Annotated in this window: 20 protein-coding genes; 7 read left to right on the top strand and 13 right to left on the bottom strand. The window is 67.7% G+C overall.

Annotated features, from left to right (window positions below):
* Positions 1-293: 293 nt before the first annotated feature.
* Genes VFP86_11220 through VFP86_11235 form a run of 4 tightly spaced genes read right to left on the bottom strand, consistent with a single transcriptional unit; the run spans position 294 to position 3,839 of the window.
* Positions 294-1,133, bottom strand: coding sequence for a mechanosensitive ion channel family protein (locus VFP86_11220; protein ID HET9000209.1), 840 nt, complete (start codon positions 1,131-1,133; stop codon positions 294-296).
* 2 nt (positions 1,134-1,135) lie between these two features.
* On the bottom strand, positions 1,136-2,173 hold the full coding sequence (locus tag VFP86_11225; GenBank protein ID HET9000210.1) for a glucosyl-3-phosphoglycerate synthase: 1,038 nt from the start codon (positions 2,171-2,173) through the stop codon (positions 1,136-1,138).
* Positions 2,170-3,447 carry a glycosyltransferase family 4 protein gene (locus VFP86_11230; protein HET9000211.1) on the bottom strand — a complete coding sequence of 426 codons (1,278 nt, stop codon included), beginning with the start codon at positions 3,445-3,447 and terminating at the stop codon, positions 2,170-2,172. The genes VFP86_11225 and VFP86_11230 overlap by 4 nt, the downstream gene beginning before the upstream one ends.
* Complete coding sequence (locus VFP86_11235; protein ID HET9000212.1) at positions 3,444-3,839, bottom strand: hypothetical protein; 396 nt, start codon at positions 3,837-3,839, stop codon at positions 3,444-3,446. Before VFP86_11235 ends, VFP86_11230 begins: the two co-directional genes overlap by 4 nt.
* Before the next feature lie 120 nt (positions 3,840-3,959).
* On the opposite strand from VFP86_11235, the gene VFP86_11240 reads away from it, so the two are divergent.
* From VFP86_11240 to ugpC, 4 genes are all read left to right on the top strand, one after another.
* Positions 3,960-5,018: a bifunctional phosphoglucose/phosphomannose isomerase gene (locus tag VFP86_11240; GenBank protein ID HET9000213.1), complete on the top strand. Its 1,059-nt coding sequence runs from the start codon at positions 3,960-3,962 to the stop codon at positions 5,016-5,018.
* Between the two features lie 323 nt (positions 5,019-5,341).
* Positions 5,342-7,030, top strand: a complete 1,689-nt coding sequence (locus tag VFP86_11245) for an HD domain-containing phosphohydrolase (protein ID HET9000214.1) — start codon at positions 5,342-5,344, stop codon at positions 7,028-7,030.
* Positions 7,027-8,142 carry a sensor domain-containing diguanylate cyclase gene (locus tag VFP86_11250; GenBank protein HET9000215.1) on the top strand — a complete coding sequence of 372 codons (1,116 nt, stop codon included), beginning with the start codon at positions 7,027-7,029 and terminating at the stop codon, positions 8,140-8,142. The genes VFP86_11245 and VFP86_11250 overlap by 4 nt, the downstream gene beginning before the upstream one ends.
* A gap of 142 nt (positions 8,143-8,284) precedes the next feature.
* Positions 8,285-9,385, top strand: a complete 1,101-nt coding sequence (gene ugpC / locus VFP86_11255) for a sn-glycerol-3-phosphate ABC transporter ATP-binding protein UgpC (protein HET9000216.1) — start codon at positions 8,285-8,287, stop codon at positions 9,383-9,385.
* A 990-nt stretch (positions 9,386-10,375) separates the two neighbouring features.
* Here ugpC and VFP86_11260 read toward each other — a convergent pair.
* Complete coding sequence (locus VFP86_11260) at positions 10,376-11,239, bottom strand: SPFH domain-containing protein (GenBank protein ID HET9000217.1); 864 nt, start codon at positions 11,237-11,239, stop codon at positions 10,376-10,378.
* Positions 11,240-11,410: 171 nt separating this feature from the next.
* Here VFP86_11260 and VFP86_11265 point away from each other — a divergent pair, with 171 nt between their 5' ends.
* Positions 11,411-12,604, top strand: a complete 1,194-nt coding sequence (locus VFP86_11265) for a Xaa-Pro peptidase family protein (protein HET9000218.1) — start codon at positions 11,411-11,413, stop codon at positions 12,602-12,604.
* Positions 12,605-12,614: 10 nt separating this feature from the next.
* Positions 12,615-13,625 (top strand): ROK family protein, encoded by a 1,011-nt coding sequence (locus VFP86_11270; protein HET9000219.1) that lies wholly within the window; start codon positions 12,615-12,617, stop codon positions 13,623-13,625.
* Positions 13,626-13,627: 2 nt separating this feature from the next.
* Here the strand turns inward: VFP86_11270 and VFP86_11275 are convergent, their stop codons facing one another.
* From VFP86_11275 to VFP86_11305, 7 genes are all read right to left on the bottom strand, one after another.
* Complete coding sequence (locus VFP86_11275; GenBank protein HET9000220.1) at positions 13,628-14,515, bottom strand: ABC transporter permease; 888 nt, start codon at positions 14,513-14,515, stop codon at positions 13,628-13,630.
* Positions 14,512-15,438 carry an ABC transporter permease gene (locus tag VFP86_11280; protein ID HET9000221.1) on the bottom strand — a complete coding sequence of 309 codons (927 nt, stop codon included), beginning with the start codon at positions 15,436-15,438 and terminating at the stop codon, positions 14,512-14,514. The genes VFP86_11275 and VFP86_11280 overlap by 4 nt, the downstream gene beginning before the upstream one ends.
* Before the next feature lie 6 nt (positions 15,439-15,444).
* Complete coding sequence (locus VFP86_11285) at positions 15,445-17,001, bottom strand: ABC transporter substrate-binding protein (GenBank protein ID HET9000222.1); 1,557 nt, start codon at positions 16,999-17,001, stop codon at positions 15,445-15,447.
* 73 nt (positions 17,002-17,074) lie between these two features.
* Positions 17,075-17,758 (bottom strand): pyroglutamyl-peptidase I, encoded by a 684-nt coding sequence (gene pcp / locus VFP86_11290; protein ID HET9000223.1) that lies wholly within the window; start codon positions 17,756-17,758, stop codon positions 17,075-17,077.
* 64 nt (positions 17,759-17,822) lie between these two features.
* Entirely contained in the window at positions 17,823-18,746 is a 924-nt protein-coding gene (locus tag VFP86_11295) for a DNA-3-methyladenine glycosylase (GenBank protein ID HET9000224.1), read from the bottom strand.
* A gap of 9 nt (positions 18,747-18,755) precedes the next feature.
* Positions 18,756-19,457, bottom strand: a complete 702-nt coding sequence (locus tag VFP86_11300) for a metalloregulator ArsR/SmtB family transcription factor (protein ID HET9000225.1) — start codon at positions 19,455-19,457, stop codon at positions 18,756-18,758.
* A gap of 71 nt (positions 19,458-19,528) precedes the next feature.
* A complete protein-coding gene (locus VFP86_11305) occupies positions 19,529-20,026 on the bottom strand; it encodes an Lrp/AsnC family transcriptional regulator (GenBank protein ID HET9000226.1) in 498 nt (165 codons plus the stop codon).
* A 63-nt stretch (positions 20,027-20,089) separates the two neighbouring features.
* Here VFP86_11305 and VFP86_11310 point away from each other — a divergent pair, with 63 nt between their 5' ends.
* Positions 20,090-20,989 carry an EamA family transporter gene (locus VFP86_11310; GenBank protein ID HET9000227.1) on the top strand — a complete coding sequence of 300 codons (900 nt, stop codon included), beginning with the start codon at positions 20,090-20,092 and terminating at the stop codon, positions 20,987-20,989.
* A 64-nt stretch (positions 20,990-21,053) separates the two neighbouring features.
* On the opposite strand, the gene accC is transcribed toward VFP86_11310, so the two are convergent.
* Positions 21,054-22,409, bottom strand: coding sequence for an acetyl-CoA carboxylase biotin carboxylase subunit (accC, locus tag VFP86_11315; GenBank protein ID HET9000228.1), 1,356 nt, complete (start codon positions 22,407-22,409; stop codon positions 21,054-21,056).
* Positions 22,410-22,539 lie beyond the last annotated feature (130 nt).

Genomic DNA, 22,539 nt, shown 5'->3' on the forward strand with positions numbered 1-22,539 from the left:
GCGAGCTGTCCCAGGATCCGCAACAGCGGCAGGTAGGACTGGACCGACGCTTCCGCCAGCCAGTCGCTGCCAAACGGCCATCGGCCGTGGTTCAAGACAAACGGAAGGTGCGAGTGTAGGGTGAAGATCAAATTCCCAACAGGTTGAGCCATGGCATCCCTGGGTGCTCGACACGGGTCGGCGGGAGGACTGTGCGGGCGCCGCCTGAATTGATTCTACACCTAATTGTACCGTAAAATGCTACCCGCTTTTCACACATTCCGGCCGGCGTGCCGCGCGGTCGGCGAACGGCGCTACGCTGTCGGCGGGACGGTCGTGGGGATCGCCACGCCGGGGGTGATGTCGCGGTGCGCCAACGCCTCCAGTACGCGCTGCCGGAGCTCGGACGATACCGTCCACTGATCGCCGGGGAGCACCAGCACCGAGCACTGCACGACGGCGCCGGCATCGCGAAGCTCAATGATGCCGTCGACCTTCGCTTCGGCCTGCCGGTCCGCCAGATGGGCGCTGGACCAGGTGCGCGCTGCGTCGCCGACGGCCTCGAGCGCCGCCCCCACGCTTGCGTCGTAGGGGATCAAGACCTGGACGATCGCACGCGCGTAATCCCGGCTCAGGTTGCCGATCTTCACGATCGAGCCGTTCGGGACGCTGACCAGTTCCCCGGAGAACTTGCGGATCTGCATGACCCGCAGCGTGATGCGCTCGACGACGCCCGCGTCGCTGTCGACCCGGACGAAATCCCCGATTTGGACGATGCCTTCGGTCAGGAGGAAGATGCCCGCCAGGAGATCCCGGATGATCTGCTGGGCGCCGAAGCCGAGCGCGACCCCCAGCACCGTAGCGCTGGCCAGCACCGGTGTGACGTTGATGTGCACCGCGCTGAGCATGAGGATGATGGCCGTGAAGACGATCGTGTAGCGGAGCAGGCTCTCCACGATGGGGGTCATGCGTCCGGCGGGATGTCCGGTACGCCAGGCCGCCGTTCGCCGGACAAGGCTCAGCGAGACCCGGAGCGCCACCCAGGCGCCGAGCGCGATGAGCACGATCCAGAGGCCTGCCTCGATCGCGCGGGCGATCCGGTCGGGATCGTTCAGGTCCTGAACGACCCGGCGGAGGGGTTCGAGCGGATCCATCCCTAGCCGTCTCCCGCCGCCGCGCCGGCCACAGCAGCGAGGCCCCGCCCCCGGCGATATGCCGGGATCGTGATCATCGGCGGCCGCTCGTACTCCTGTACCTCGCGAGCTTCGAGGGACACGCCGTCATCTGCGCTGATCAGCGTCATCGCCCGGTTCATCTGCTCGGCGATCGGCGCCCGGGCGGCTTCCCCCACCCGGGTCATCACCACCTGGGCGATCGCGAATGCCATGACCGAGAGCGAGGGGAGGTCCCGGTTCCGGTGCACCCGGGAGCCCAGGTTGACCTGGCCGATCCGGTCGAGCCCGAACCGCGATAGGACATCGATGAGGAGTCCGATCTCGACCCCGTAGCCCGTGAAGAACGGCAGCCGCTCGAGGACCTCGCGGCGTCCCGCATATTCGCCCGACAGCGGCTGGATCAGTCCGGACAGTTCCGGGAAGAACAGGTTGAGGAGCGGCCGCGCCGTCAGTTCCGTGACGCGGCCGCCTCCGGACTCGGACTGCCGGTCGCCCACCTGGATCGGCCGCCGGTAGTATCCCTTGACGTACGCCAGGTGCGGCTGGCGCAGCAGCGGCCCCAGGAGACCGTAGACGAACTTGGGGTGGATGTTGCGGATGTCGGTGTCCACCCAGGCGATCAGGTCGCCGCGGAGGACGTGCAGGCTCTTCCACAGCGCCTCGCCTTTCCCCACGTAGCTGCCCTGGTCCGGGAGGATCTCGGCGTGGTGGTACGTAGGGATCCCGAGGCGCCGGGCCAGCGCGGCGGTCGCGTCCTCGGACCCGCCGTCGACTACGACGATCTCGTCGAGGAGCGGCACCTCCTCCATGAGGGTCCGCCGGAGGATCTCGATCTCCCGTCCGATCGTCGCTTCTTCGTTGAGGGCGGGCAGGCCGAGGCTGATCGTTACCCCCTGGGCGCGTTTGAGGGCGAGAAGCGCATCCCGATCGCTGAACTCCTGGGCGTCAAACGTATTGCGGGCGAACCAGCGGTCCACCACGACGGACGACCACATCCGGCCCGGCACCGGATCGCTCACGATCCGACGGCGGCGGCCGCGCGGGAGAGGAGCGGAACGATCTGCTCGCGCATGATGACGCTCCACCGGTAGGACGCGAGCACGCGCCGGCGGAGGCGATACCCGCGCTCTTCCATTAAGGTATCAATGATCGCGGCGGCGACGCGCGCCGGGGGATCCCCGAGGTCGAATGTGTGGATCGCATCGTCCCCTACGGCCCGCAGCGCCGCCAGGTCGGTCGTAAACGCCGGCAGGCGCGCGAGGCCCGCCTCCAGGAGCGGGAGCCCGAAGCCTTCGTCTCGGCTGGGGAGGAGGAGGGCATCGGCCAGCATGTAGAGATCCGCCATCGTCCGATCGGAGAGCACAAGCGGCCGTCCCCGGGGGCCGCGGAGGTCTGTGCAGAACACGACGTGTTCTTCGAGTCCCAGCCGGCGGCGCAGGGCGCGCAGTTCCTGGAGGTAGCTCCGGTTTCGAGGGTTGTGGGCGCCGAGAGGACCGGTCACCAGCAGCCGCACCGTTAGTTCGCGCCGCACTATCTCGGATGCGACGGCGAGCGCGTATTCGATCTGTTTGCGCCGCGTGATCCGGGCGGGGAGGAGCAGGACGATTTGATGGTCCCACAACCGGAGGGTGTCGGCGAGCCATCGTCCGACCCCGGTGAGGCGGAGAAACACCGCGGGGTCGATGCCGTTCGGGATGACTGCGACCGCGGGCCCCGCGAGCCCGAGAGCGGCGCAGAGCGCCTGCTGGCGCGCGCGTGAGACGGCGACGTAGGTCCCGCCGCGCACTCTGGTCCGGAGCAGGTCCCACGGGGCCCCCGGATGGAGATGCGGGCCATATAGGGGATTCGTCCAGGCGAGATCGTGGCACCACACCACGATCCGCGGGGAGCTCTTCCGCGCGGCGATCTGGTGCAGCGCCGCCGTCAGGGCGAGGTTCTTGTGCAGCGTCAAGACGTTGTGCGCGACGCACACGTCGATCCCGGCCAGCGCGCGTTCCAGATCCTCTCCGATCCGCGCGGTGAGGGCGGGGAAGGCGGCGGTGATCCTTCCCGCCTCGAGATCGCGGGCCACCGCCAAGACCCGCGGGTGGCGGGAGTCAAGGAGGGGAAGTCGATGGAGGCGCACGCCTGCCCCGAGAGATTCTCCGCGACCGGTCAGGACGCTCACGTCGAACCCCTCGAGCGCGAGCTGGCGGGCGTGTCGGGCGAGCACGGTCTCGACCCCTCCGACGACGGGCGGGGTGGTGTAATGGAGCAGCGCGACACGGGGGCGGCGCGATTCAGACTCGGTCATCGGCGGATCCTCCGCACCGGGGGCGCGGCCGGAGCGCCACTACTCCTGCGACCCCTGCGGGCTGACTGCCATCGGGTCAGACGGCGGATGTACCGGGCCACGGCTTCGGCGTCATAAGGCGGCAACGTCCCCACCCGCCAGTTGATTTCTCGCACCAGCTCAGTGCCGGTCATCTCGGGAAGCGGTCCTGAGGGGTCTTCCATAGGGATCCTGCGGTCTCGGCGCTCGCTGCGGAGACGCTCCATCATCTCAAGCACCTGGATCTTCGCCGGGCGCGGCAGCAGATACGCGGCGGTCTTGATATACTCCCGGTGCGTCAGCAGGGCTCGGATGTTGATCGCCGACTTCCGTCCTGGCCGGTGTTGCTCGGCCGGCGGCCGCTCTCCGCTCATCCCTGCTTCTCCCGGATGGGTGTGAAACGCGTGTGGTCCTTCGGGCCCGCGGAGAGCTCTCCCTGCGCACATCCACCGTCCCGGGCGGGGGGAACGCGCCCCTCCGGCGAATCCTCAGGTATGTCCGTCCTGGACGATCCGAAACGGGCGCGCACCTGCGATCCGTCCGGAATGCTCGGCGTCGCGCTCGGCCTGCCCCGGCAGGTCCGTGAAGGTTGGGCCCTGGGCCGGGCAGCGCAGGTGCTCCCCCTGTCCGCGGCCCCCGAGCATCTCGTCATCTGCGGCATGGGCGGGTCCGCGATCGGCGGAGACCTTCTGTCGGGGTACCTCGCGTCCGCGTGTCCCATCCCGATCGCCGTGGTGCGGGGGTACGAGGTCCCCAAGTTTGTCGGCCCTCGCTCCGTCGTGATCGCGGCGTCTTATTCGGGGGCCACCGAAGAGACGCTGTCGGCCGTGGCCCAGGCCGAGCGCGCAGGTGCGACGGTGTTCGCGGTCACGTCGGGGGGACAGTTGGCCCAGACCGCCAAGCACGCGGCGGTCATGGTACCGGCCGGCCTGGCCCCGCGTGCCGCACTCGGTTACCTGATGTTCTCGGCGCTGGCCGTCCTCGAACGGTGGGAGTTGACCGGGCCGTGCGCGAAGGGCGTGGAGGAGGCGGCGGGTGTGCTCGAAGGGATCGCGGCGGAGTGCGGCCCCGAGGTCCCCGCCGTCCGCAATCCGGCCAAGCGTCTCGCGGAGGAACTGGCCGGTCGCGTGCCGGCGGTCTATGCCGCATCTCCGGGGATCGAGGCCGCCGCCCGCCGCTGGAAGTGCCAGTTCAATGAGAACAGCAAAACGCTCGCCACTTGGAATGTGTTCCCGGAGCTCAATCATAATGAGACGGTCGGTTGGGGCGCCCCCGCTGCGCTCGCGGCCCACTTCGCCGTGGTCGTGCTGCTCGAGGGGACGGAGCCGGCGCACCTGATGCGGCGGATCGGTCTCACGTCCGACCTGGCGCTTGGCCCGGCCGCGGGCGTGCACGAGGTGCGTGCGCGCGGGCGCGGCCGTCTCGCCCGGCTGCTCTCGCTGGTCTTCATCGGGGACTTGGTGAGCATCTATCTGGCCTACCTCCGCGGAGTCGATCCGACGCCTGTCGAGGTGATCGACGCCATCAAGCAGGGTCTGCGCGAGCCCCACTGATTCCCTAAACTCTCGGGCTATCCCGCCTTCGCTGCGGCGAGGCCTCGTTGAACGGCCGCGATGTCTCCCCACCTCGTGAAATGGGGCATTTAATGGCTATTTGGGGGGAAACGCCGCCCGCACGGGGGTTCGAGAGCCACGCCACAGACTCTGACCAAGCGCAAACGGCCAAAAGCCGGAGGCCCGCGGAAGCACTTCCTCGCGCTCATCGAGCACAGTTCCGACGCGATCGCGGAGATCCGGCGGTGCGCGCGCGCGCAGTTCGACCCCGACGTCGTCGAGGTCTTCTGCCACATCGTGGAGCAGACGGGACCCCCGGTCCCATGACGGCGTCCACGCGCGTCGAGGCGGATCCCTCGCTCCTCGCGCCCCCGCCTCCGGTCCTGTTGGGCGTGCGCAGTGCGGAGGGGTGGATCAGCCTCATTCGGGTCCTGGTGCTCCTCTCGCTGATCCCGGCGCTGTGGTTCGGGATCATCGGGGTCACCCATCCCGGTGTCACGAGCCTCGTCGTGCTTCTGGGGATCTACGTTATCGCGCTGGCGCTCGGCCCGCGGCGGTTCCGGCTGCTGCAGAAGACCGACCTCATCGTCGCGCTCGATATCCTCGTGGTCACCCTCGTCGTCAGCATCTCAGGCGGAATCAACAGCCCGTTCGTCTTCCTGTTCTATTTGACGATCGTGGAGGCCGCGGCACGGCTCAACGTCCGCCAGGCGATCACCGCCTCGCTCGCGATGGCCGGAATGCTGGTGCTCTTGGGGGTGCGCGCGGGGTGGGACGAGACGGCGGTCACGGCCGGGTTCAAGCTCGGCGCGCTCATGGCCGGCGGTTTTTTCCTCGCCCTGTTCCTCGGTATGCTCGTTCAAGAGTACCGGACCGGCCACGAGCGCACCTGGTGGGGCGCGCAACTGGATCACGCGCGGGCGCAGCGGACGGCCGAACTGGAAGCGTTCTACGATCTGTCCATGCGGTTACGGGCGGCGCATGACGCCGGTGAGATGTATCCCATCATCGTCGATCACGCGGTCGAGCTCCTTCGGGCCGACCACGGAACCCTGGCGCTACTCTCTTCCGACCACCAGATGCTGGCCCGGCTCTATACCGCCGGGGTGTCCGCGGGGCCTGCGGGAGAGACCTTTCCCGTGGCCGGCAGTCCGTCGGAGTATGCGATCAAGACGGGGACGGCCTTTGTGACCGAAGATTTCGCGGGCGTGTCCGTTCCGGGATTTGACCCCGCTCCCTATCGCGCCTTCGGCCCCGTGGTCATCGTCCCGGTGCGCTCCGAGCAGGAGATCATCGGGGCCTTGGAGCTGGGGCGCAGCCGGGGCGGCGGGGCACGCGTGTTCACGGACGCCGACATCCGTCTGCTCGAGGGGATCGCGGAGATCGGGGGCACTGCCGTTCGCCGGGCCCGCCTGTTCCAAAACCTGGAGCAGTCGTACATGCAGATGGTCCTGGCCCTCGCGCGGACGATGGACGCGCGCGACACCTACACCGCCGGGCACAGCGAGCGGATCGCCGCGCTCGCGGAGACCGTGGCCAGGGCTTTGGGGAGCGCAGAGGAGGAGATTCAGGACGTCCGGTGGGGCGCGCTGCTCCACGACATCGGCAAGATCGGCGTGCCGGATGAGATCTTGAGGAAGCCCGGACCGCTCACCGAGGCGGAGCAGATCGTGATGCGGCAGCACCCGATCGTGGGGGAGGGAATCCTGGCCCCCACCGAGCGCATGCGCGGAGTGGCCAAGATCGTCCGCTACCACCAAGAGCGGTGGGACGGGTCCGGGTATCCCGACGGCCTCCGAGGGGAAGCGATCCCCCTCGGCGCCCGCATCCTGGCGGCGGTCGACGCCTACAGCGCGATCACGGACGATCGGCCGTACAAGAAGGCGCGGTCTCACGCGGAGGCGATGCTGGAGCTCCGCCGGGGCGCCGGTACGCGGTACGACCCCCACATCGTCGAGGTGTTTTGTCAGGTGGTGGGCTGGGCCAAGGACGGCAAGGAGCGCGTGTCGTGACGAAGGGGCCGTCGCACGGGCGGTCCCGCAAGACGCACGCGGGCGGCAGCGGGGAGCCTCGCGGCCCGCACGCGCCTGCGGCCGGTGGCGGGGTCGCGACGGAATCGGGGCAAGCCCTCGCCTTTCTGGCCCGCCTGGCGATGGAGTTCACGGCGGTCCTGAGCCTCCCCGATCTGCTAGAGCACGTGACCCGCGTGCTCCGCGAGGAGACGGGGTTCGACTCGTGCGCCGTCTCGCTGCTCGCCACGCAGGACACCGAGGATGTACTGATCGTGCGAGCCGCATCCGGGCTCCGCAAGATCATGAAGGGCGCCGTCCTCCCCCGCGGCCGGGGGCTCTCCTGGACGGTGATTGAATCGGGTCTCCCGCTGCTCGTGCCGGATATGGAGGCCGAGCCCCGGTGGTTTCTGAAGGACCCGCAGGTACGGTCCAGCATCTGGGCGCCGATGGTCGTGCAGCGGCGTGCGATCGGGGTGCTGAGCGCCTTTCGGAGCGCGGTCAACGCCTTCACGGAAGCCGATCTCGATCTGCTGACCGTCGTGGCGCGGTACCTCGCCGGCGCCGTCGAGGTGGCCCGCCTGCACGAGCAGCTCAAAGAGATCGCGGCGACCGATTCGTTGACCGGCCTGGCCAACCGCCGCACGTTTCTCGACCGGCTTCAATCCGAAATCTCGCGGACCCGCCGCGCGCGCTCAGAGCTCTCCATCGTGCTGCTCGACCTCAATCATTTCAAGACGGTCAACGACGTGCACGGCCACGCCGTCGGCGACCAGGTGCTCATCCGGGTCGCTGAGACGCTGAGCCAGACCGTGCGCCAGTCCGACGTCGCCGCCCGGTTCGGCGGGGACGAATTCATCCTGCTCCTCCCGGAGTCCACCCGGGCTGAGGCATCGCAGATCCTCGAGCGGCTGCGGGGGCTCTCGATCATGGTCCCGGATCGGGCGGGCAGCCGGGCGCGCGTCAACTTCTCCTGGGGGCTGGCCGTCTGGCCTCACGACGGCGAGGAGATCGAGCCGCTCCTCAAGGTCGCCGACCACAGACTCTACGCCATGAAGCGCGCCCGGGAGATTCCGGATCCCCGCCCGACGGGCCAGCCGCTGACCTCCGACTGACAGGCGATCGCGGCGCGCCGTACTTCCCACAGAACCGCAAGCAGGGGAGGGCTCTCCCGGCGTCGTAGACCAGCCTCGTGCGGCGGCAACTCGCTGGGTGCGGGGAACCGCGCAGAGACTGGGCCGCCGCCGGGGGTGGGCCATGGCGAAAGTGATCTTGGAGCAAGTGAGCAAACAGTTCGGCAACGTCCTCGCGGTCAACAACGTCACGCTCGACATCCCCGACCGGCAGTTCACGGTGCTGGTCGGGCCCTCGGGATGCGGGAAGACGACCTGCCTTCGGTTGGTTGCGGGGCTCGAAGAGGCGACGGCCGGCAACATCTATATCGGGGAGCGCCTCGTCAACGACGTCGCCCCGAAAGATCGCGACATCGCCATGGTGTTCCAGAACTACGCGCTGTACCCGCACATGACGGTGTACGACAACATGGCGTTCGGGCTGCGCCTCCGCAAGTATCCCCGCGCGGAGATCGACCGGAGGGTCAAGGAGGCCGCCGAGATGCTGGGGATCCAAGAGCTCCTGGCCCGCAAGCCCAAGCAGCTCTCAGGCGGGCAGCGGCAGCGGGTCGCCCTGGGCCGCGCCATCGTACGCGAACCGCAGGTCTTTCTCATGGATGAGCCGCTCTCCAACCTGGATGCCAAGCTCCGCGTGCAGACGCGCGCCGAGATCAAGAAGCTGCACGCGCGGCTGCAAACGACGACGATCTACGTCACCCACGACCAGGTCGAGGCCATGACGATGGGCGATCGGATCGTCGTCATGAAGGACGGGCTCGTTCAGCAGGTCGACAGCCCGCTGAACCTGTACGAGAAGCCCGCCAATCTGTTCGTCGCGGGGTTCATCGGGTCTCCCGCGATGAACTTCCTCGAGGCCAAACTGACCAAACAGGACGGCAAGGTGTTCGTCGACGGGGGCACGTTCCGGGCGGACGTCCCACAAGAGTATGTGTCTCAGCTGGCGGCCTGGGCCGGCCGGCCGATCATCTTCGGCATCCGTCCGGAGGACATCCACGACAAGGCGCTCCGCCCGGGCGCCAAGGACGAATCGGCCCTCAAGGCGGCCGTCGACGTCCACGAGCCGCTGGGGTCCGACATCATCCTCTACCTCACGGTCGGGGAGCACAGCATCGTCGCCCGGGTGGACGCCCGAAGCCAGGCGCGGATGGGGCAGAACACCGAGGTGGTCCTGGACATGAAGAAGATGCACGTCTTCAATCCCGAGACGCACGAGGCGGTGCTCTAAGTCCCGGCGCCAACACCGCGCACACGCGGGCCCCGGGACGTTGTCCCGGGGCCCGTGGTTTTCTGGGAAAGTTGCTTATCTCCCCGATGGTCACCTGCCAAACCCCGAGGGTGGGAGAGACCGAGTCGTCATCTGCGCGAGACAATCAGTAGAGCGTTCCGGCTATTTCTGCGCATCACCCGCGTCCTTCCCGCTGCCATTATTGGCGTCGGTGACCGCGGCGTCCACGAGTTCCGGTTGAGCCGGTGCCACTGATGCCGGTGCCACTGATGTTGGTCCCTGAACTGGTTGAACTGCGGCTGCGGGTGCGGGTGTGGCAACCGGGTCTGTGACCTGCTGGAGAATGCTTGGCAAAAGGCCACTGCCGTTGGTTGTCGCTCCCGTAGGGAGGACATTCGCGATCGCCGGAGACTGCGCAAGTTGCAAGAGTTGGTTGATGCCCATCGATTGGCCCAGGGGTCCCGAAGCGGCCTGCGGCCGTGGCGCGGGCGAAGCGGCGGGGTGCGTGTATGCCCGTGCGCGGGACGACGATGGTGTGGAACCCACGCGAGGGGCGAGTGTCGCGGGCGCCACCGGCGTTGCCACGACCGACTCCAAGGATGCCGGGGCCGAAGCAGATCTGTCCTGAATCACTTCTACGGGCGAGGGGGCGGCCGCTCGATGTTTCATCCCGAGCGCGCCCTGGCCGCCGAGCACCGCGCTCCCGGCCAAGGCGAGCATCGTGACTGCACCGAATCCCACCGCGACTGACCGTACCATGAGTGTCCCCCTTTCCTGATCACTGTCCGGTCCGTGTCTGCCGTCGATTTCGAGGACCTTCCATATCTGTCTTTGACGCAGAATACGCGCTCGAAACTATTTTGCGATGAAGATCTCACGAATGTGTTGTGAAGAGCCTGTGAAGCTACCCTGCGAAGCGGACGCGCACACGCGGGCCCCGGGACGTTGTCCCGGGGCCCGCAACGTTCTGCTGAGCCGGCGCCTCGGCGGCTACGGCGTCTTCTGCGGTGCGGGAGCGCGTCCCCCATCCACGAACGGCTGGAGCAGCTTGGTGAACTCCATCGGAAAGATGAACTTGGTCGCGGGGCCGGCCCCGAGCGCCTTGAGGGCCTCGAGGTACTGCAGGCTCATCGTGTTTGTGTCGACGGTCCTGGCGACCTCGAAGATCTTGCCCAGGGCCAGCGAGAAGCCCTCCGCTCGAAGGATCGCGGCCTGGCGGTCGCCCTCAGCCTTGAGGATCGCGGCCTGCTTCTCGCCTTCGGCGATCGTGATCGCGGCCTGCTTCTTCCCGTCGGCCTCGGTCACGAGCGCGCGCCGGCTCCGCTCGGCGGACATCTGCCGCGTCATCGCTTCCTGGACGTCCTTCGGAGGCGTGATCTCGCGGATTTCGACGGTGGTCACCTTTACGCCCCACCGTTCCGTGGCCTCATCGAGTTTGGCGCGGAGGACCTGGTTGATCTGATCGCGTTTGGCGAGGACCTCGTCGAGGCTGATATCCCCGATCACGGCCCGCAGCCCGGTGGTCGCGATGCCCTGTGCCGCCCCGGCGAAGTTGCCGACCTGAATGACACTGAGTTGCGGATCGACGACTTTGTAGTAGATGAGAAAGTCAATGGAGATGGGCGCATTGTCCTTGGTGATGCACGTCTGCGCCGGGATCTCGAGGAAGATTTCGCGGAGGTCCACCCACACGGCTTTGTCGACCATGGGGATGAGGTACACTACGCCCGGTCCCTTGGGGCCGAAGCTCCGGCCCAAGCGAAAGACGACCAGGCGCTGGTATTCTCGGACGATCTTGACGCCGTTCCACAGCAAGAGCGCCACGATGATGATCACGGCCAGGGCGAACCACATGGTGATCCCTCCTATTCCTTCCGAGGCTTCGCCCCGATTCCACACCCCCCCTGCCGGTCATTCGTGGTCCGAGACGTCATGGCTGCGGTGCCATCCGTTGCGGAGGAAAGGGTTGAATCCGGCGCCGAACCTGGCATGCGGGACCACGACGAACGAAAGCGAGGCGAGCGCATGGCGTGGCAGCTCAGCCAGCAGGAGTTGCACCAGCGGCAGCGCCGGGTCCGCGACGAGCTCGGCCGCCGCGGCTTGGCGGGATTGTGCCTGTTCAGCCCGACGCACGTGTATTATCTGACGGGCTTCTCGTTCATCCAGACCGAGCGGCCGATCGGTCTGGCATTCCCGCGAAACGGGCGCAGCCTGCTCTTCGTACCCCGGCTGGAAGAAGAGCATGCGCACGAGCACGCGCGCGTGGACGTGGTGGAAGCGTACGCCGAGTATCCCGGGCGGGTCCACCCGATGCAGCGGTTCGCGGAGATCTGCCGTGACGCGGGGCTCGGCGCGGGCGGGGTGGGCGCGGACAGCGACGGCTACGGCGGCGGATACGGATACCAGGGACCCAAGCTGAGCGAGTTGCTCCGCGACGCGACGATTACCCCGGCCCGTTCCCTGATGGAAGAGCTGATCATGATCAAGTCTCCCGAGGAGATCGCGTTCATCCGAGAGAGCGCGAAGTGGGGGAACCTGGCCCACACGCTGCTGCAGCAATACACGCGCCCGGGTCTGAACGAGACCGAGGTGAGCGCCCGCGCCTCAATCGAGGCGACGCAGGCAATGATCCGCACCCTGGGTCCGACCTACCGCCCGCTTTCCTGGACCCGCTCCGGCGCCCACGCAGGGTACCGCGGCCAGATCGGGAAAGATTCCGCGATCCCCCACTCGCTGACCACCAACGCCGTATTCAGCGCGGGGGATGTGCTGGTGACCGGGGCGGGGGCGTCGATGGGAGGGTACGGGAGCGAGCTTGAGCGGACGATGATTATCGGAAAGCCCGACGACCGCCAGAAGCGGTACTTCGAGCTGATGCTGGGAGCGCAGGACACCGCGTTCGCGGCGATCCGCCCGGGCGCGCGGGGCAGCGACGTGGACCAAGCAGTGATGCGATACTTCGAGTCCCACGACTTGATGACGCATTGGCGCCACCACACGGGGCATGCGCTCGGCATGGGGATTCACGAGGCACCGTTCTTCGACATCGGCGATCCGACGCCGATTCAAGCGGGCATGGTGTTCAGCGTCGAACCTGGGATCTATATCCCCGGGTACGCCGGGTTCCGCCATTCGGACACCGTCGTGGTGACCGACGACGGCATCGAATTCTTGACCTACTACCCGCGGGCGCTCCAGGACCTCATCATCCCGGCCTGACGGGTGACGGGTGAGCGGCGGCGCTCCGGGCGATCGCGTTGGGGCGATGCGTCTCCCCGCGCTCGCGGTCGACCTCGGCGGGACCAAGCTCCTCGTCGGCCTGGTGGATCATCACGGACGTGTATTGGCCCGACAGCGCATCGCGACGCCGCCTGGGGGACCGGCGGCGGTGGCTCGCGCGATCCGGGCCCTCGCCCGCTCGCTTCGGGCGGACGCGGGTCCGGTGGGTGGGACTATCGCCGGTGCGGGCGTGGCGGTGGCCGGACCCACCGACCACGAGCGCGGCGTGATCTACGATCCGCCGAACCTCGCAGGGTGGGGACGGGAGACGTCCTTTGGGCCGCTCCTTGCGCGCGAACTCGAGGGGACGGTTCAGATCGAGAACGACGCCAACGCGGCGGCGCTCGGAGAGGCGTGGGTCGGGGCGGGGCGCGGCGTGCCCGACCTCGTGTACATCACCGTCTCGACCGGCATCGGAGGCGGGCTCATCCTTGGCGGGCGGCTGCACCGGGGAGCCAACGGGACGGCGGGAGAGATCGGGCATGTCGTCGTCGATCCGGATGGGCCGTTGTGTCACTGCGGAAATCGCGGGTGTCTGGAGGCGCTCGCATCGGGGACCGCGCTCGCGAGACAGGCCCGAGACGCGGTCGGACGTGGGGCGCCGACATCGTTACAGGCGCTCGCCGCGCATCCCGGCGAGCTCACGGCCGCGACCATCGCCGCCGCCGCGCGCGCGGGGGATGCACTCGCCGTGCGCCTCTACCGCGAGGCCGGCACGCGCATCGGGGTTGCGCTGGGTAACCTGGTCGCGCTCCTCAACCCGAAGATGATCATTGTGGGCGGCGGGGTCAGCAACGCCGGCGACCTGCTGTTCCGCCCCCTTCGCGACGCGATTCGCACGCGCGTCTACCCGCGGCCGGCGCTAGAGGTCGTGGTGGTGGCCCCCGCGGCCCTGGGAGACGACGTCGGCATCATCGGTGCGGCTGCGCTCGTCTACTCGAGAGCCGCGGACCGGGCGTAGGGTCAGCGGAGGTCCGGGCTCAACCGGTCCCGCAGCCAGTCGCCGACGAGGTTGAAGCCCATGACGGTGAGCATGATCGCCACTCCGGGGAACGTGGAATCCCACCAGGCCGTCTGGATGTAGTTCCGGCTGTCGGCGAGCATGCCGCCCCATGAGGGGATGGTCGGATCGACCCCGAGCCCGAGGAACGTCAGCGACGCCTCGAGGAGGATGTTGTTGGCGATGCTCAACGTAGCGAGCACCATCACCGCGCCGAGGGCGTTCGGGAGGACGTGCCGCCAGATGATGCGCCGGTCCGCCACCCCGATCGCCCTGGCCGCCAGGATATAATCGGTTTCGCGGACCGCGAGGGTCTCGCTGCGGACAACCCTTGCATACTGAGCCCACTGTGTGGCCGCCAGGACAAAGATGATCCGGTTGAGCCCCGGGCCCAGGACGACGATCACGACGATCGCGAAGAGGATGAAAGGGAAACTGAGCTGCAGGTCCGCGACCCGCATCACCACCTCATCGAACCACCCGCCGTAAAATCCGCTCAGCAGACCGAGCGCGGTGCCGGCGAGCGACGACAGCAGCACCGAGAGGAGGCCAACCTCGAGAGAAATCCGCGCCCCGTAGATGATCCGGCTGAGCATGTCGCGGCCGATCGCGTCGGTCCCGAGGAGGTAGGGGGAACCCGGCGTGAGCCAGGCGGGCGGGGTGAGACGGGCTCGAAGGTCTGCAGCAAGCGGGCTGTGGGGAGCCAGAAGAGGCGCCCCGATCGCAGCCGCGGTGGCCAGCACCACGAGGACGAGGCCGACCCCCAATCCCCACCTCCGGCCGGCGATGCCGCGCCGCCACGCCAACAACCCCGCCGTGGCTCCCGCTGGGGCGGCAAGTTGCATGCTCATACGCCCACGCGGACCCGCGGGTTCAGCAGCCCGTAGCTGATGTCCACAAGCAGGTTGATAAGAATCACCCCACAGGCGAGGACAACGACGATCCCCTGAACCACCGGGTAGTCGCGCGTGACGACCGCTGACACCGCCAGCTGGCCGATCCCCGGCCAGGCGTAGACGGTTTCGAGGATGACGATCCCCCCGAGCAGCGCGCCGAACTGCAGCCCGACGAAAGTGACGACCGGGAGGAGAGCGTTCCGCAGCGCGTGCCGGCCGATCACGACGCGCTCGCGGAGGCCCTTCGCCCGCGCCGTGCGGACGTACGGCTGCCCCAGCGTGTCCAGGAGGCTGGCACGAACCAGGCGTACGAGCGTGCTGGCGAGGACGATGCCGAGCGTGACACTGGGGAGGATCAGAGACTCCGGTCCGCTGTAGCCGGAAGGCGGGAGCCAGCGAAGGCGCACCGCGACGATGAGGATCAACATGATCCCGAGCCAGAAGTTCGGAAACGACAATCCGAGCAGGCTCCCGACCCGGATCAGGACGTCGGCGAGCGCGTTGCGGTGCGTCGCGGCGTACGTGCCCAGCGGGAACGCGGCGAGCAGCGCGACCACCATCCCCCCGGTGGCCAGCGCCAGGGTGGCCGGGGTCCGTTCTGCGATCAACGCGACCACGGGCTGCCCGCTGCGAAACGAGGTCCCGAGATTGCCCCGCAGGGCGTCGGCGACAAACGCCCCGTACTGCGTAAGGAACGGTCGGTTGGTCCCAAGCGCCCGCTGAATGCGGGCGATATCCTCGGCGCTCGGCGGGGTCCCTCCCTCGAACTGAGCGACCGCGGGGTCACCCGTCAGCCGCACCCCAAAGGCAACGAAGAGGGTGATCGCCGCAAGGACGGCGAGCGCGCCCCCCGTTCTGGCGGCGATGTACCGAAGCACGAAGGGCTACTGGACGTCGATCGAGAGCAGCCGAACCCGGTCGTCCGGCGGCGCCACAAACCCCCGGACCCGCTTGTTGATGCCCCAGAGGTTCACCGTCTGCCACAGCGGGAAGTCAATCGCCAGGTCGTACAAACGGTGGTCGAGCGCGAAGAACGCCTTCCGGCGGGCTCCCTGGTCGTTGGTCGTCCGCTCCTGCGTCAAGTAGCGCTCCACCTCGGAATCGCTGAAAACCGGGTTCCAGTATTCCCCCTTGTGATAGAGCAGGTAGGCGGTGTTGTCGAAGTCGAGCGTCCATCCGCCCCAACCGAACTCGTAGATGGGCCCCGTCTTGGCGTGCGGGAGGATGTCGCTGAAATAGGTGACCTGCTCGAACGGCTGGAGCACGAGCTTGAGCCCGACGGCCTGCAGGTAGCTGCCCATCGCCTGCGCCGCTTCGCGAAAATCCGCATTGTTGCTGGGGAAGCTCAACGTGACTTCCGTGCCCGGTTTGATCCCGGCCTCCGCCAGAAGCTGCTTCGCCTGGTTGGGATCGTAGGGATAGGGTTTCATCGACGCATCGTTGCCGAACGAGAGCGGGCTCTGGAACGTTGAGACGCGGTGACCGTAGCCCTGCAGGATCGTGCTGATGATCGTCTGCACGTCGATCGAGGCGATCACGGCCTTCCGGAAGCGGACGTCGCCCGCGGGCGGCTTCGACGGGTCGAAGCGGATCTCGATAACCGTAGGGCTGCCGACCGGCATGAGCGTGAGATTCGCATCCTTCTTCACCACCTCGGCCTGACTCACCGGGATCCCTTGGGCGATGTCCGCGCGCCCGGCCTGGAGCTCCGCCACCCGGGTCGCGGCCTCCGGCACGAACCGGTAGGTGACCGCGGAGACATGAGGCGCCCCGTTCCAGTAGTCCCGGTTGACCGCCAGAGTGAGGTGATCGTCCTTCCGGTATTCGACAAACTTGAAGGGGCCTGTGCCGACAGGGTTGCTTCCGAAGTAGGCGCTTCCGTGCTCCTGGATGTACTTGGGCGGGACGATCATCGCCCCGTATCCGGCGAGCTTCGTGACGATCACGGGATCCTCGGTCTTCATGACGAAGTTGACCGTGAAGGGGTCGACAACCTGGACGTGATCGATCGACTTGTAGTTGCCCTGCTGGGGCCCCTTGGCGCCCTCCGGCCCGAGGAGGCGATCGAAGGTGAACTTCACGGCGTCGGCGTCGACCGGCTCGCCGTTGTGAAACTTCACGCCCTTGCGGAGCTTGAACTGCAAGACGTCGGGGCGGATCCACATCCAACTCGTCGCCAGTCCCGGCCGCAGGACGAGGTCCGGGCCCCGGTCCAGCAGGCCATCAAAGAGGTTCGACCCCACCATTCCCCACGAGAGCAGGAACGTCGCGATCGGGTCCCAGGTCTGCGGATCCTGGGCCTGCACGATCACGAGCGATCGGCCCCGGGAGTGGGCGGGTGACTGCGCCCCCGCCGGCCCGCCGCCCAGCATTGCTGTCATCACCGCGCAGAGCGCGACCGCAAGCCCGACTCTCACGGCGCCGTGTGCTCTAGACGTCATCGCACTCCCCCCTCTACGAGCTGATCTGGATAATGGCAACGCCATACTGCGTGGCGCGCTGTTCGGTGTGCGCCTACTCTGTGGGAAGGCCGACCCGCTGTCGGGAGGGCGCTGCTCGCCCATCGCTAAGGGATGCCACGACCTCGACGATCACCTCGAGGATTGCGCGGACTCCGCGGAGCATGGTGTCTAGTCCCATCGACGGGCCGGGCCGGTCCTCGCGCGCCACCTGCTCCGGCAGCAGCGGGACGTGCACGAACCCTACGGGGGTCGAGGGGACGGTCGCGGAGAGATAATGAAGCGCCGTGAAGAAGACTTCGTTGCAGAGGAACGTCCCCGCGGAGTTTGAGAGCCGGCACGGCACTCCCGCCGTCCGAACCCGATCGCGAATCGCCGTCACCGGGAGGGTCGCGAAGTAGGCGGCCGGTGCGCCTGGGATGACCGGTTCCCCGGTCGCACGGTAGCCTGCGTTGTCCGGGATAGGGTAGTCGCGGATGTTGGCGGCCAACCGCTCGATCCTGAGCGCGGTCTGCCGGGGGCCGCCCTGGCCGAAACACACCACCGCCGCCGGGTGACAACGTTCGATCAACTGGGTGACGCGCTCGCCGGCAAGGGCGCGGACGACCGGGAGGATGCCGGTCCGGACCATGATGCCCGCGATCTCCCGATCCGTCAAGGCAGCGGCGATCTGCGCGCTTGGGTTCACCGGGTGTCCCCCGAACGGGTCAAATCCCGTCACGAGGACTGACTGTGCCACGATCTAATGGACTTCGTGTTACCGTCTGGGGATCCTCCCGTTGGCGCGGGAGGGGCGTGCCCGACTACGCGGTGATCCCCAACGATCGCCACAGATACAGCGCTCCGTAGCTCCGCCACCCCTTCCAGTGCTCGGCCAGCGCGCGCATCTCGTCTTCCCTTGGACGGTCTTTCCGCCCCAGGACCCGCTGAACCGCCACGGCGAGTCCGAGGTCACCGGCGGGAAAGACATCGGGGCGGCCCAGTCCCCGCATCAGCACGATTTCTGCGGTCCACCGGCCGACCCCGGGAATCTCCATCAACCTCGCGATCACCGCCTCATCATCGAGCGCATCAAAGAGCGCGGGGTCCAAGGCTCCAGCTGCCGCCCGCGCGGCGATCTCCAGGACATAGCGCGCCTTCTGGCGGCTCAGGCCCAGCGCGCGCAGGGCGGGGGAGCGCGTGGCCAGCAATCGCCGGGGAGACGGGTAGGCCATGTACGTGATCCCGTCGCTCGTGATTCGGTCGCCCAGGGCCGCGTTCATACGGCGGCGGATCGATTCGGCAGACGCCACGCTGACCTGCTGGTTCACGACGGCGATGAGCAGGGCCTCGTAGGGATCGGGGGTCCGGATCATGCGCAGGCCCCGGCAGGGTCCCAAGAGCGGCGCCATCACCGGATCGCTCTTGAAGACGCGATAGCAGCGCTGCAGGTCGTCACCGAGGCTCCATACGGTGGCCGCGAGCCGCCGGAGGGCGGGCGCCGCGGCCGGATCCTTCCCCCCGCGCCGTCTCCCGTCTGCCGCTGCGCCCGCAACCGCGACCCGGAGCTTCATGCCCGCGGCCTTCGGGAAGCCAAACTCCACCACCGTCGGGCACCCGTCCAGGTGGACCAGCCGGCGGACGCGGCGCGCATCCATGAAATGGTAGGGGGTTCGCAGTGAGGAGTTCTTGAGGAACGACAGCGTGCGAGTAACGTGAAACAGCCGCGGGAGCGGGAGACTGATCATCAGAGCCGTCTATACCGATGGGGTGTGGTCGGCACGGATCCCGAGATGCTTGCGGAATCCTCTCCGGCCGCTTGCCGTGACCACCACGATCCGGGTGCCGGGCTTGTGTATCGCCCATCCCTGTTCCAAGGACCGGGCCCACAGCGCCGCCCCGAGTGCGCCGCCCAGGTGCGGCCTCCGTTCAGTCCAGTCACCGCAGGCCGTCGCGAACTGGCGTCGCTCCTTGCGTACATCATCGAGCTCGATTCCCAGACGACCAAACACCTCCGCACCCGCGGGCCCGAGGTTCAGCGGGCCCCGGTACCGCTTGTCGGGCTGCGCAATCGCGCGGCGCGCCACGAGGGAATCGAAGATCGCCACGCCGAGGCGGCCCGCCAGGTGATCGTAGCAGGTGCGCGCCCTGGCCAGCGAGGGCGACTGCTCGAGTCTCGTGGGGCTGCGCCCTGCAATGACGATCAGGGATTCCACCAACTGTCCCACCGATGCATTCGAGATCTCGTAGAGCCGCTGCCGCCCCAGCCGCGTTGCGTTGACCAGCCCGCGGTCCCTCAACACGGCCAGGTGATTGGAGACCTTGGACTGAGTCCCCCCGTTGAGCAGCACAAGCTCCGAGACCGCCGCCGGGCCCGCCATCAGCCGCTCCAAGATGGCGAGCCGGACCGGATCGGCGAGCGCCTGCGCCATCGTCACCACGGTGCTTCCTGCCGGCATAGATCTCCACGTCATATATCAGACTTACATGTTATATTAGTGTACCGCGTCCATCCGCGTCAAGGTCGCCCTCAGCCCGTCGGCAGCGGGAGCGGTCGAAGCGGCACGGGTGAGGACTGGACAATCGACGTCGTGGTCTGCCCGAGGATGAGGAAGCGATCGAGAATCTCCTCGATCTGGTCCACCTCGGCGACGTGGAGTTTGAGCAAGAAGCAGTCCTCGCCGGTGATCCTGTGGCATTCAACGACCTCCGGCGTTCGCCGCGCCAGTTCAACGACGTTCGCCAGCTGTCCGGGCGTGGGTCGGATGCGGACGTACGCGGCCAGCGGGAGTCCCAGCGCCTTCGGATCGACGTTCACCCGGTAGCCGGTGATGACGCCGCCCTCCTCCAGGCGCCTCACCCGCTCCGTAATCGCGGGCGCGGACATTCTGACACGCCGCGCGAGTGCGGACATGGTCAAGCGCGGATCGAGTTGTAGTTCGCGCAGCAGGCGGACGTTCACGTCGTCCAGCAATGGACTTACATGTGCAAAAGTGATCCGCCGTCGTTGCCGCTGTTTTCCAGGCATCTTCGCCATAGTACTTCAATACTACCATGGACGCCGGCCGCCTTGGCTGCAAACATAAGGATCGTGAGGGGAAACATCCGGGGCGGCGACCGGCCAACGCGGGCGCACGCAGGGCGCGCTGCCGCGGCGGGCGCCATCCCGCCCCAGGCATTCTTTCTGGTGAGCGCCTTGTTCCATTATCTGGGGCCATCGTTCGCGGTGCTGCTGTTCCGCCACATCGCCGTGTTCGGCGTCGTCTGGCTGCGGATCGCCAGCGCAGGGGCGATTTTTGTGATGTGGCGGCGGCCGTGGCGGTTCTGGCACCGGCTTCAGCCGCCACAGCGGCAGACGCTGATGGCCCTGGGTGCCGTCCTCGCCGGCATGAACACGTGTTTTTACCTGGCCATTGATCGGCTGCCGCTCGGGACGGTCGGGGCCATCGAGTTCCTCGGCCCGATCGGCCTTGCGGCCGCGGGCGCCCGGACCGGCCGCAACCTCGTCGCGCTGGCCCTTGCCGCGGGCGGTGTATACCTGCTCGCGGATATCCGCATCGCCGGTGAGCCGTTCGGTTTCGTGTTTGCCTTCGCCAACTGCGCCTTGTTCGTCATGTATGTCATCCTCGGTCACCGGCTGGCCCAGGACGGCGGCACTGCTGGGATCGACCGGCTTGGCGCGGCGATGCTCATCGCCCTGGTGGCCAGCACGCCCTTCGGCCTCGTCGACGCTGTGCCCGCATTCCTGCACCCCCCGCTGCTCCTGGCCGGCATCGGGGTTGGGGTTAGCTCCTCCGTAATTCCCTACGTGTGTGACCAGCTGGCGATGTCTCGGCTGCCGCGCGCGACGTTCGCCCTCATGCTCGCACTCCTCCCGGCCACCGCGACTGCCGTTGGGGTCCTCGTGCTCCGCCAGTTCCCCACTGCGATCGAGCTTGTCGGCGTGGTGCTTGTCGTGGCCGGCGTCGCCGTACACAGAAGTCCCTCATAACCCATCCGAAGACACCGAGGGTCCGGTGGGACGTGGGTCGGCCGGGCAGACCGCTCGAGACCGGCTAGGCCCGGAGCGCGCTCAGGTCTATGCGGCGCTGCACGAAGTTGACGTACACTTCGCCGCGCCTGAAGAACGCGTTGTCGAGCGCTTCTTGATGGAACGGGATCGTTGTCTGGATCCCGGCGATTTCAAACTCGCCGAGCGCCCGCTGCATCCGGACGATCGCTTCGTCGCGATGCTGCCCCCAGGCGATGACCTTAGCGATGAGGGAATCGTAATGCGGAGGGACGGCGTAGCCGGCGAAGGCGTGGGTGTCCACGCGGATCCCGGGTCCGCCGGGCGGGACGAATGCCGTGATCAGCCCCGGGCTGGGCAAAAATCCCCGCGCCGGATCCTCGGCGTTTACGCGGCACTCGATGGCATGCCCCCGCGCCTCGACCTCGCGGGGGATCGTGAGGCGCTCCCCCGCGGCGATCCGGATCTGCTCTTTCACCAGGTCGACCCCGGTGACCATTTCGGTGACGCCGTGCTCAACCTGGATCCGCGTGTTCATCTCAACGAAATAGAACCGCTCGCTCTGGTCCACGAGGAACTCGACCGTTCCCGCGTTCGTGTACGCGACCGCCTCTGCGACACGGGCGGCCGCCCGGGCCAGCGCCCGGCGCAGTTTGGACGTGACGCCCGGGGACGGCGACTCCTCGATGAGTTTCTGATGCCGGCGCTGCACGGAGCAGTCGCGCTCGCCCAGCGTCGAGATGGTGCCGCGGTGGTCGGCGAGGATCTGCACTTCGATGTGGCGCGGCTCTTCGAGATACTTCTCGATGTAGACCTCGCCGTTCCCGAACGCCGCCTCGGCTTCCGCGTGGGCTTCGTTAAGTCCCCGGCGCAAGTCGTCGCGGTTGTGCACCACCCGCATTCCCCTGCCGCCACCGCCGCCCGCCGCCTTGATGATGAGCGGATAACCGAGGTGTCTGGCGGCGACGGTCGCCTCCCCCTCGTCGCGGACGGGGCCGTCGCTGCCCGGCACGATCTCCACACCGGCTTTGCGGACCATCGCCCGCGCGGCCGATTTATCGCCCATTTTCCCGATCGCCTCGGGTGACGGCCCGATGAACGTAATCCCGATGTCGCGGCAGACTTCTGCGAAGTGAGGGTTCTCCGCGAGGAAACCGTACCCGGGATGGATCGCGTCGACGCCCAGCAGTTCGGCCGTGCTCATGATGCTGGGGATGTTGAGGTAGCTGTCCCGGGCGGGCGCGGGCCCGATGCAGAAGGCTTCATCGGCGAGCCGGACGTGCAGCGATCCGCGGTCGGCGTCCGAGTATACGGCCGCGGTTCGCACGCCTAATTCGCGGCAGGCGCGGATGACCCTGACCGCGATCTCCCCTCGGTTCGCGATGAGTACTTTGGAAAACATCAGCCCGATATCCTAAGGGTTGTTGGAATCCTTGGCCGCTCCACGAAGACGGGACACATGTTCGCTGCCCATACGGCGGCTACCCTGCAGCGACTCCCGACACGTTCTGGCACAGCGGGGCGTGCGGGTG

This window comes from bacterium, assembly GCA_035703895.1.
Classification (GTDB): Bacteria; Sysuimicrobiota; Sysuimicrobiia; order Sysuimicrobiales; family Segetimicrobiaceae; genus Segetimicrobium.